Here is an 11,867-nt window from a genome sequence, read left to right as displayed (position 1 = left end):
GACATTCTGCTCTCGGATATAAATCACCGATCCAGTTCGAGGTAATAAACCGGAATTTTGAGACAGAACCTCTCCACTAAATAAGGGCAAGTCCACCCTACCCCGATGACAAGGAAGGGGTGATCTGGTTCATCACCGCGAAGGGCACCGATCTGGTGAAGGCGATCGAGGCGGGCGAGAGCGAGAGTTCGCTGATCGTCACCGGCAATGGCGAGATGCATGCCCGCGTGGAAGGTCGCTCCGAGGTGGTTCAGGACCGGGAAAAGCTCGAGGCGCTCTGGAACCCGATTGCCTCCAGCTGGTTCGACGGCATCGACGATCCCGACATCCGGCTGATCCGGTTTACGCCCGACTTCGCCGAGGTCTGGGCCACCAAGGGCGCGATCGGGTTTGCCATCCAGATCGCAAAGGCCAAGGTGACGGATGAGGAACCCGATATGGGGGACCATTTCGAGGTCCGCTTCTAGCGGACCATCGAGGCCTCCACGGCCTCACTTGCGACCTGTTTGGTGGCGGTCGGTTTACCAGCCGCCGCCGCCACCGCCTCCGCCGCCACCGCCGGAGAAGCCGCCACCCGAAAAACCGCCGCCCGAGCCCGATCCGTTGGGCGATATGCAGGCCGTCAGGTTGGTGCTGAGCGCCTGGCAGGCGCCGAAGATCGTCGCGCCGTTCGCGCCTGTGTCGTAGAAGGTTGGGTGCAGGCCGAAGGGGATCGGGTTGATGGTGCCGGAGCCGGCGTCCATGACGCTGTCGAAGGCGCGGCTCCATTCGGATTTCATGTCGAGCGCCACCGCGAAGGGCAGAAGGGCCGGCAGCGCGTCTCTTTCGCTGCGATTGGCGTGGCGCATGTCGCCGACGCGCTCGAGATAAAGGCGAAGCCCGGCGATTTCCGCCTCGCGCGCCCGCCCCTCCTCCGTCGGCTGGCCGATCCGCGCGGCAAACCACCAGAAAAGCACCGGCGTCGCGACAAGGCCAAGCGCCGTCGCCCAGCCGAAGGCGCCGGTGAAGAAGCCGGTCACCAGCCACAGCCCCGCGCTCGCGACCAGCCCGCCGCCCATGCCGTTTCCGGCAGCATTGCTGATCGTATCCGCCGAGGCGCGCGCATCGAAGCCCGCAAACGCCAGACCAAGCAGAATCGGCAGCAGCGGGCCATAGGCGAGGATCCACCCTTCGCCATCCATGCCGGTCAGCGCAAGGGCTGCTGCAAGGCCGGAGCAGAGGAAGGCGGCGGCCAGCTTCCATTTGCCATTAGGCGCGTAATACCGCCGGCCATGGGTGGTGCGCACGGCGCGGGCGAAATCGCCGTAAAGCCGCCGCAGTGTCTGCCGGTTCTTGCGCTCGACCAGGACGCTGCCGCCTTCAGCGCGCACGCCCGAAACCAGCGCTTCCTCCTCGGGCGCGAGCGGGCCGGTATCGCCCGCGTCCAGCACAATCCGCCAGGCCTTGCCCTCGGGCACGATGGTCATCAGCCCGCGCAGGCCGAGATTGATGACCGTGGCGAGGAGCGCGGAATGGCCGAGCATGCGCCGCATCGAAATATACTGCACCTGCGCCGGCGTCGTGCCGCGCGGCGGCTTGCGCCGCTCGACCACCGGATAGCGTCCGGCGTGCTCCTCTCCGGGCCGCCTGATCCGCCGGGAGACGAACAGGAAAAGCAAGCCGAGAGCGCCGAGGCCGGTAACGGAAATCGCGACGCCCGGATTGCGCCGCACCCACCACCGGAACCGCTCGGCGGCCGCCGGTTCGCTGACGAAACCCTTCGGAAAGCCGACGGCGACCGTCAGCCCCTCCTCCGGGTCGAGAATGCGGTAGGTCGAGACATCGACCGTGCCGCCATCCGGGCTGAGGCCGCGTGACACTTCCGCGCGCGTCGCGCCGAGCGGGCCGGTATAGCCGGCGACCTGCGTGGCCGCCGCGCCGTCAGGCAGGCGAATGGTCGCTGAGGCATTGTCGATCGGGAAGGCCCAATAGGTGCCGGTCACGTTCCAGTAGAATTCGTCCTGACCGTCGCGGTTTTCGATCTGCGGTCCGGTGCGATAGGAAAGCCGGAAGGTGTGAACGCCCGGTTCGAGATCGGTTCCGGCATCTCCCAGAAATATGCGGATATAGTCGCTGCGGCGGGCAACGCGCATGGGCACCGGCTTGCCATCGAGCGTGGCGGAAAAGATCTGCAGCGCGCCGGGATCGACACCGCCCTCCGCCGTCCGTCCCGCGATCGGCAGATCGCGAAAGATACCGTGTTCGATCCGGTATCCCTCCGCCTTGATCGCGATGGTCTCGGTGATATCGAGGCGGCCGGTCGGGCCGATTGCGATGTCGCTTTCGAAACGCTCGATCCGCTCGCGCGCCGAGGCCGGTGACAGCCAGATCAGCACAAGCAGGACGGCCGCGACGACCGGCCGCGCCGCGCACGCGCGACTGCCCCCGAATGCGCGCTGCCGACCAGAAAAAAATGTCTGAAAAATCGAGCGTGACTTCATAAAAAATGCCGCTGACGGCCCTGGTTTCTGGTGTGGCGAATCCGGGTGACGGGGCCTTATAGCCCGGTGAAAAAGCATAAACAAATCCGTTTGTTACAACGATCTTTCCCGACAGGGAGTAAATCTCAACTTAGAGTTACTTGCCTCTCTCTGCCCGCCCCTTCATGACTGCGCCATCGAAGGAGAAAGCATGATCGAACGACGTTTCTGGTTCGCCCTGCTTGTCGCCGCCATCCCCGGCGTGGCAAAGGCCGAGACCCTCATTTTCGACCCGACTGTCGGCAGCGAACGGACCTATCACCTCGAAATTTCCATGGCTTCCGGTTTCAGTGATTCGAGTTTCCGCGACAACCAGTTCGTTTCGGCGCTGACCCGCTTCGCGGTCACCGGCCGCGACGATGATGGCGAGATCAGCATGGATGTCTTCCCTTTGTGGTTTGCCTATGACGAGGGATCGCGGGTGACAAGCACCGCCTTCGGCGACGCGCCCGACGATCTTGCCGCGCTGATGCGCGCGGGCTTTTCCGCCACGATCGATCCGGAAAGTCACGGGCTCAAGGATTTCGCCCCGCGCGGCGATGCCGAGATGCCGCAAGCCATGCTGACCCAGATGCGCGACCAGCTCGGCCAGCCGATCCTGCCGGTCGAAATCGAAGTCGAGAAAGGCTGGACGACCACGACCACGCTGCCGGGCGTCGCCGATGTCGAAATCACGGTCACCTCGGTAACGCCGGATGCGGTTTTCCTCAGCTATGAGGGCGCGTCGGTGGATACGAGACTGTCCGGCGTTTCGGTGCTGGCGCGCGAAAGCGGCTGGGTCGAGCGCTCGGTGATGACCTACGATACGCGCATCAATCCCGGCGCGGACGACGAACGCTTCTCGCGCCAGACCATCGCGATGGCGAACACGGAAAGCCCTTTCCCGCTCTATACCCACGCATTCCGGGGCGAACCTGAATGGCATGACATGCCGACCTTTCCGTTTTCAACCATCGTCATGCCGCCCGAGCCCGACATGGTGTTTCCCGGCAAGCCGGGAGAAGCGGACAGGCATGGCAAGACTTACACGCTGAGCTTCGCCCACGATCCCGCAGCGGCCAGCAATATCGGCCGTTTCGCGCTTCATGATTTTCATCTCTTCGACGGCGAAACCGAGTTGCCGACGCAGTTCGTCGCCACCTTGCCCGTGACTGTTCCGGGCGATGGCGGGTTTCGGACGGTCTCGCGGGCGCGTCCGGTCGGCATCGGCGATGTCCGCGACGATCTGGAGCGGGCAACGGCGCTCACCGCCGATGTCGACTGGTATCCCGCAGAGCCTTTCACGCTGACGCTGCGACCGGATGCGGATGGGAAGGCCAGCGTAAGCCGCAATGGCGTTTCGGCAAAATTCCGGCCGACCGATGACGGCTACGCGCTGCTGCTCTCCGGCAAAACCTGGGATTTCTTCGGCCTTTCCTTCCCGGAAGGCAGCGACGTCAAGGGACAGATCTATGCCGCCGACAGCAGCGCGGACTGGCTGACGCCGGCCGAAAGCCAGGCACGCCGGCTGGCGCTGCCGGATTACAGCGGCCTCAAGGTTGTGCTCAAGGCTGAAACCGTGCCGGACACGATCGATATCCGCGTCGAGCGCTATGCCGAAACGCCGGCCGCGACCCGCACGGTCGCCTTCCGCACCGAACGCGGCAAACGCCTCGATCCCGACACCGAACCCGAGACACGGCCGCTTTATCCGGATGGCGCACCGCCGGCGCTCGATGCGCTCACGCCCGAAGGCCTCGATCTGGCCGCGCTGCGTTTCAGGCTCGCGACGACGCAGGCGAAGCACTGCGCGGCGGGGCTGGATGAGCCCGCGCCGCTTGCCGGTCACGACCTGGTCTTCGAAACGCAGGCGGACGAAGGGACCGGCACGACGACGCTGCAACTTCAGACCGATGACGGCATCCGCACCCATTTCTACGGGCATGAACCGGTCACCGTCGTCATCGATTGCGAGACCGCCGTCGCATGGCGCGAGGTGACCGCAGCGCTCGATCCCGCGCGGCCATGGCTGATCGATCCCGAAACCCTTGGCGCGGACCACATCATGACGATTAGCGCATTCAATGAACGCTTCCGTCTGGTCGATGCCGAAGGCACCGCGCTGGCGCTGGTCGCGCCCGATGGCACGCCCCTCCCCCCGGACCATACGCTCGCTGCGGCGCTCTTTGAAGACGGCCATATCCGCGCCGCCGGACGGCCCGAACGCATCCTTGAAGCGGACGCCGGTTCCGACCCGGTGACCCGGCGCTTCGAAATCCGCTTTCCCGATCTGCCTGAACCGAGGGAGGACGCCCGATGAAAACCGCTCTCGCCCTTCTGCTCGCTCTGGCGGCAGGCGCCGCCCATGCCGCCAATGTCGATGAAAATCTGGCACCCGCCCCGGACGGCGCCTACAGCTACACGCCGCCGGAAAAGGCAAAGGACGGCGTCTATATCATCGATATCTACGACGAAGACGATGACCGTTACGCCCGCGTCTGGAGCACCGCCCCGACGCTGGATGAAGGCCGCAAGGTCGGAAAGATCGAGACCTTCTATCCCGGCTCGGGCTACCTCAAGACCCGCGTTCCGCTCAACGAGGACGGCCGCCGCGACGGCGAGATGGTGACCTTCGACGAGTATGAGAATGTCGTGGGCCGTACGCCTTATGAGGATGGAAAGAAAAACGGCACGGAGGTCCGCTACTGGGCGGAAGGCAAGACCCAGCGCGAAACCACCTGGAAGGATGGCGTGCTAAACGGCCCGTGGCGTCTCTATTATGAGGACGGCACGCTTTCGGCCGAAAACAATCATGTCGACGGCCATATCAACGGCGTGGAGCGCAAATACCACGAAAACGGAAAGCTTGCCGCCGAAATCCACTGGTCGATGAGCCGGCGCGACGGGCCCTACAGGGACTATGACAAGGACGGAAACCTCATCGAGGAAGGCCGATATGTCGATGGCGCGGCCGATGGGGTCGTCACCGAATACTGGCCCTCGGGCGCGCGCCGGGCCGAGCGTCACTACGCGATGGGCAAACCGACCGGCAGCGCAAAACGCTGGTCGGAATCGGGCGAACTCGTGGCCCAGACCGACTATGCCGAGGATGGCAGCGAGGTGAGAAACCGGAAATGGAAGGACGGTGAGTTGATCTGGCTCCAGGAACCGGTGCAAATCGAAGGCCGTGGCGAAGGGCAAAAAACCGGCGAGCATTACGGCAATTTCACCGAAACCGAGATCAAGGCCGACGGCTATCTCCTGTTCACCAAGTATCTCAACGATAAGCTTCTGGACCGCAGAGAACTGGTCAATGGCGCATATCGCGGGCTGTTCGTCTCGACCACCGAGATCGACCAGATCACCACCCGCGTCCACTATGTCGATGGCAAGGAGGACGGGCTTTACACCCGCGCCTGGCGCGGCCGGGAGTGGGACCGGGGCTATTACGACCAGGGAAAACGCGTCGGCGACTGGCGCCGGACGGAACACTCCAGCGACATCATCCGCGAGACCTATGACGATGACGGCAAGCTGACCGGCGCGCAGCGCACATACAGGATGAACGGCGAGTTGAAGCGGCTTGCCACCTATGACGCGGGCGTATTGAACGGCCCCTACAAGGAGCTGGATGGCGACCGAATGATTGCCGGCGGCCGCTATGTCGACGGCGAAAAGCACGGCGAATGGCTGGAACAGGTGCCCTACCGCGATGAAACGAAACAGGGCCGCTACGACCACGACATCAAGGAAGGCCGCTGGACGACCTTTGACGGCAACGGCTACCGCATCGCGGTCACAAGCTTCAGCAACGGGCTGAAGGACGGGCCGCGCTACCTCCTGGCGGAAAACGGCGCGCTTGAGGAAGTGCAGATGTGGAAAGACGACAAGCGCGACGGCACCACCACCTATTACGACGCCGAGGGCCCCGTTTCACATGAGCCCTGGCGCGATGGCCGACTGGAAGGCGCTGCGGTGCCCGCCCGGGACGCGCCATGAGCCCGCATCGGGCGGGCTTTGAGCGCAATGCCGTCAGACTTTGTTAGGTTCAGATAGCTCGCAATGTGTGTTGCATGGCAACTCCGGCGGCGCGGATTTGGTGCGCATTGTTTAAAGCGCAGTCACGCCATTGCGCGAGACCTCGGAAAACGAAATCATCTCCTGCTCCTGGCCGATCAGCGTCATCGCCTCTTCTTTCAGGTCCGGATCGATTTCTGCGTTTTCAATGAATGCGGCTAATATGGACAGGCTTTCCGTCAGTTCTGCAATCGTGCTGAAACTGCTGACAATGCTGCGGATCTCCGGCATTTCAAATCGAAAGACATCTTCAAGCAGACCCATGAACTCAGGAAAGGTCTCGACCGGTATTTCCCCCTGAACGGGATCGTTATCACTCATGCGCGTCACAAGCTCCTGATGGTCGTTGCCCTCTGGCATTGTTTCGGAGCGTAGCATCAATCAGCATTCACATGCTGAGCCGAATGCCACGGCCCCTGCCTTGTCACAGAGACAAACAAATATACAGCTATCATAGAATAAAACTATACTGAAATAAATATAATATTATATCGAAAATAAATTCATCTGTGATGAATATAATTTTTTAGAAAGTGAAAATAGGAAATATATAGTTAGAATATAAAATAAGTCATTCAGGGAGGTAGTAATGGCGCCAAATCTAAACAATATCGGCAATGGGAGGCCGGGCGGTGCCTTTTCTCATCGTGCTGAAAATGCGCCACCTGATGTTAAAGGCAATGTGCGGTCTTCAGGCGGACCGCGGTCCGGCCAAGCTCAGTCGGTCACATCTGATATGCGAATTTTCGATAATGAGAACGCAATCAATCTGGAGCATGCGATACATGCAAGTGGACTTCATGGCGTTATTTCTATTGATAATGACAGGAGGATACATCTTGCCTTTGCACCGGAAGTTCCGCTGATTCAGCCGCAAAAGACTGCGGATAGCAGGCAACGCCCATTTCATAGCATTGCACTGGATGCCGGAATTCATTCCTATAAAGCGTTGTGGCTTGATGAGAAGGGCCGTGTGCTGGCGAAAAGGGTTTCGCCGCGTGGTCCCGACCAAACCGTTGAACTTGAATTTTCGACCGAACCCACAAAACACAGTTGCAACCTGAGAGGGCTTCTGTCTGGAAAAGCGTCTGATCTTCGGGAATTGCGGACTGGAGACATCAAGGTGAAGGTCACCGAACTGTCGGGTCCTGAAGGTGAAGCCCCTAAACCTGAGGCATACTTCGAAATCAAAGATCAGAGATATAACCTGCGGGTGAACAACGGCAAGGTCTATTTCAATATGGATCAGGCGACCAGAAAACAAGGAAGCAGACAGTCCGCCTCGGGGGAAATTCCGCTGCCGCATGACTGGGAGAAGGCGATATCGATTTCAAGCTATCAGGGCCTGGTCAAACTCGTCACGCATACTGACAGCACGTTTATGGGGACACATGAACGCAAGGTTCGTTATTTCAAAACGCAGCAGTCGGATGTAAAAGACTTTTTCTCCGGGCCGACACAGGTTCAGCCGGTCTTAAACAAAGATTCGCGTTTTACGCATCTGCATAGCTCAGAAAAGCCTGAAACCACCGCCGGTCATTTGGCTGAGGGCGGAAAGCTATATCTCAGGCCGGGTGCGGGGCTGCAAGCCTGTGACAACATCGTGCAGGATTTTAAGGATCGCGATTTCGTGCAGTTGGGCGATAGGGCAACGGGATTTGCACCGATATGGAAGAGCGCTAAACACTTTGGCAAATCAGCCTGGCGCGGTGCGGTTGCAAACCAGAAAATCGACAAGGAAATGGGTAAGGTCAAAGGCGAATACCGCAAGGGCCTGCCCGATCTAAAGGCCGATGATCTGAGTGCGCGCAGCCACGTTTTTGCTTCTCTTCAGGACAGGAATTACCTTACTTACCTTGCCAATCTGTCACGCCTGGAAGCCGACATGCAGGCCTGTGCGCGTGACACAAGAATGGCGTTTGTACAAGGGCCGCACCATAAAAACCGATCGGTCAATTCTCAGCACTATGCCTTTCCCAATGATGTGGCGAAGGAGTGTGAGGCTGCGATCGAGCGGATTGATCGTCTGCTGGAAGCGTCGTCGGGCGCCGCACGCGCATTCGGCAGCGGCGCGCGACAAGACCTCCTCGCGTTGCAGAACATCAGAGCAAACCTTTCCAAAACGAGACAAGCTATTCTGGACGGCCAAAATGGAAGGCTGGATGATCCGCACGTTTCGCTCGTGCTCTACAGGGCTGCGCATAATCTATTGAATTTGCGGGCACTGCATCGCGCCTTTTCGAAGGAGAAAGACCTGAATGCGCTTGCCGGTGCTCAAAAGGAGCTGGCGCAAAAACTTGCTGATCAGTCAAATAAGCATCTGGTGCTATCCGGGCACCTTCATATTCCCGGGCGGGACAGCTTTCTGGATATGGAAGACGCCAGCCGCGAGCTTAGGAATGAGCTTCAACAGGCAAATAGCCGATTTGCAAGAAAGCTCGAAGCGTTTCTCGATCCGTTTGGCGACCAGCCACATACGGACACTGCGCAGGAGGCTGTGCGATCCACTGGCGAACCAGCCCCTCAAGTCTCTGCAACAGGCGCCCGAGCAGCGCCGTCCTCCGGTAAGACCCCGCCTTTGCTGCGCAAGCTTCTGCCTGTTTTCGAGGATTTAAAACCGAAAGACAGTTTCAAGCTTGATCTTGGTAAATCGATCGGAACCTATTTTATTGCTGGCAGAGGTGGCTTCGGCGGGCCGATTGGCGGTGTTTTCGTGAACGCGGACAGCAATATCGGACTTCAGATCGAAAAGCAGGATGACGGTCAATACAAAGTGGCGCTTCTTGACAAAAATAAGAAAGGAATTTCTGCCTTTGCCGGCATCGGTCAGGGGTTTGAAAGTGTCGCCACCCTTTCGGTCGGTGACCTGTCGCTGGCTAGTGTTATGCCACTTGAAATCTCGGTGAATGGGTCTCTCGCGACAACAAGCGACAGCCAGATTTCATTTTCCGTTGAAAAGGAAAAGCTTGAAGAAACGCTTTCAGGATTGCTCAACTTCTTTCCGGAGGCTGGCTCGGGCAATTCGTTCTTCCCCTCTCCTTCAACTGAAATCGGAAGAGGTCAGCCGGGCGCCGCACGGCTGAACCCCACGTTCACCACAAAGAAGCAGAGTGAAGTGAAAGTCTCTTTGAGCGCCTCGGCCGAGGTCAGACCAGTGAGCGTGGGTTATCCGGAGCCGCTGATCTTTCGAAGTGAAACGTCGCCGTATGATCCCTACGGGGTTGCGGCGCGTCTCCTTGTCAGTCCCCGCGTTGAAGGTGGCTGGGTCTGGAACAGGGAAAGGACAATGACCAGGGGTGGTGCTGTTGACGAAAACACGAAGAAAAGCAGCAACTACCCGTATATGCAAGCCAAACTCGGCTTCGAAAGCAAGATGATGTACATCAATGTCGTCAACGTCAGCGATAAACATGCAGTTGTGAACCCCATTCTGATTGGCCAGCGTGAAGGCGTGGTTCCATACGAAAGCGGCACTGACGCGCGAAAGCTGGACTACACGCAGCCCTTCAAAAACGCATTTCAGGATGTTGAGGGGCATGGCAAGGCGTGGTGCCAGCATCTAATTGAAGAGCTTGAGGCAAAACGGAACGCTTCTGTTCATGCAAGGGCGCAGGGGCTTGCCAGTGCAGACGACGCAGAGAATGAGCACGGCGATAAGCTCCGGGATATCGAAGAGCGTCTGGAAACGCTAAAGGCATTGAAGTCTGCTCTGGCTTCGCTCGAGAGCGTTAAAACATCCGGCATGGAGATCAAGGATAGCCGTAAGGACCTGAAAAGGGCGATGGATCAAGTTGATATGCTGGCCACGATTATTTTCAAGGGCGAGCATACCTATGAGAAGGAGAAGCCTGCAGACAAGATTGCGGACTTTGCGTTTTCCAGAAACGGCCGTGAAGAGAAGCTGAAAGGCTTCATGAAGGATACGAAAAACGATGACGCGGCGTTAAAATGGGATGAGCGCCCAAGGCTGTTGTACAAAGATTTCACGCTTCGATATTTGTTGCAGCAAAGCCAAAAAGTAAGTGGCCGGAAGAACAACCAGCTCGCGCATGATATCAATAATATCAAGGCCTCGATACACAGCCAGACCTGGCTGGAGCGGCACGGACAAAGCGCCGGCTTTCAGGCTGTCGGTACCTACGAACTGCCCGCCGAACGTATTTATGAAATGGCCGACAAGCTGATCGAGGCGTCCAGTAAGCTCGGGAGCTCGGCAAAAGCGCTGGGGCGCCGCCTGAGTGAAGAGTCGCAGGTGGTCAAGGATCTGAAAACGATATGCACCGATAATGAAAGCATCCTGAGCCTCAAGGTCGACGGAAAAAATGCCTATCAACTGAAGAAAATCGATCTTTTCGAACAAAACCAGGTGGCTGATCGGCAATCCGGTGGTCTGCTCCAGAGCGTCGTCAGGGCAGAGAATGCCAAAACCGGTTTACTCAATCGCTATCGTGGTAGTCTGGAGTTCGAATACAAGGGCACATCAACGCTTCCCGTCAACTATACGAACAAAATAAACCCGGCTCTGCTGACCACGGTTCACACAAGACCTTGAAAATGAAGGGAGTGAGAACCGGTCACCGTCATACAGAAAGTCGTGTTCATAGTCTCACGCAGATCAGCCATGGCAGCGCCACCCTTTCTGAATCGCTCGACCCAACGCGGCACGATCTTGTGTGAGATGGCATAGACTAAAGCTGCCTGCGCCTCCGGTGAGTGCTGAAGCGCGGCAACTCCAGTCTCCGCGCTTGGCTCCGAATGGACAACCTCCTGAAAGCACGATGCGTAGACGGTTCGGCCCCCTACAATGGACTCGTTAATATATTTGTGTAGACGGTACTGGAAGTCTGATCTGTCCAGACAGCTCTGAGGCCGCGAGAAGTGTTACACAGATCCGGGGAGTGAGATGTTTGTGGCAAATGCAACAGATCCTGAGCAGACCAGCGCACATCTGAACCACAATATGCCGTTCCCGATAAGTAGGTACCGGACCACTTGTAGAATAACCACATCTGCCCAAAGTTAACGTCAACGGTCGCGCCAGGAGACTTGTCAGTATTAATGTTAACTTCGGAAGAATCTGACCACTGTTCACCCGTAAAAGTAGAGTAAACGAGGTAGCCAAGTCGGGGTTCAAAAAACATATAAAGAACACCTTCAAAGGTGCACAGTGTTGTTCCGGTTGTGGAAGTCATATTCGTCGTAATTGCCCACGCTGTTTCGTCCGGGCTTTTCAGGGGCTGACGGTTTTGAGGATTGTCTTGAACGTGTTGGCGCCGGAGCTGAGACGGGCGG

Annotated in this window: 6 protein-coding genes; 4 read left to right on the top strand and 2 right to left on the bottom strand. The window is 58.5% G+C overall.

Annotated features, from left to right (window positions below; all coding sequences use genetic code 11):
* The first annotated feature begins 80 nt into the window (after window positions 1–80).
* Window positions 81–467 carry a pyridoxamine 5'-phosphate oxidase family protein gene (locus EDC90_RS19575; protein ID WP_281015421.1) on the top strand — a complete coding sequence of 129 codons (387 nt, stop codon included), beginning with the start codon at window positions 81–83 and terminating at the stop codon, window positions 465–467.
* 54 nt (window positions 468–521) lie between these two features.
* On the opposite strand, the gene EDC90_RS20995 is transcribed toward EDC90_RS19575, so the two are convergent.
* The gene (locus tag EDC90_RS20995) at window positions 522–2,480 is read right to left on the bottom strand and encodes a DUF2207 domain-containing protein (protein ID WP_165972910.1); all 1,959 of its coding nucleotides are present in this window, start codon (window positions 2,478–2,480) and stop codon (window positions 522–524) included.
* Between the two features lie 190 nt (window positions 2,481–2,670).
* Here EDC90_RS20995 and EDC90_RS19565 point away from each other — a divergent pair, with 190 nt between their 5' ends.
* A complete protein-coding gene (locus EDC90_RS19565; RefSeq protein WP_132314216.1) occupies window positions 2,671–4,818 on the top strand; it encodes a hypothetical protein in 2,148 nt (715 codons plus the stop codon).
* Entirely contained in the window at window positions 4,815–6,497 is a 1,683-nt protein-coding gene (locus EDC90_RS19560; protein ID WP_132314215.1) for a toxin-antitoxin system YwqK family antitoxin, read from the top strand. Before EDC90_RS19565 ends, EDC90_RS19560 begins: the two co-directional genes overlap by 4 nt.
* A gap of 111 nt (window positions 6,498–6,608) precedes the next feature.
* On the opposite strand, the gene EDC90_RS19555 is transcribed toward EDC90_RS19560, so the two are convergent.
* Window positions 6,609–6,896: a hypothetical protein gene (locus tag EDC90_RS19555; RefSeq protein ID WP_132314214.1), complete on the bottom strand. Its 288-nt coding sequence runs from the start codon at window positions 6,894–6,896 to the stop codon at window positions 6,609–6,611.
* 268 nt (window positions 6,897–7,164) lie between these two features.
* On the opposite strand from EDC90_RS19555, the gene EDC90_RS19550 reads away from it, so the two are divergent.
* Window positions 7,165–11,127: a hypothetical protein gene (locus EDC90_RS19550; RefSeq protein WP_132314213.1), complete on the top strand. Its 3,963-nt coding sequence runs from the start codon at window positions 7,165–7,167 to the stop codon at window positions 11,125–11,127.
* The last annotated feature ends 740 nt before the right edge of the window (window positions 11,128–11,867 follow it).

Source organism: Martelella mediterranea (assembly GCF_004342225.1).
Taxonomy (GTDB): Bacteria; Pseudomonadota; Alphaproteobacteria; order Rhizobiales; family Rhizobiaceae; genus Martelella; species Martelella mediterranea_B.
Note: the sequence above shows the minus strand (reverse complement) of the source record. Positions and strands in the feature narration are given on the sequence as shown.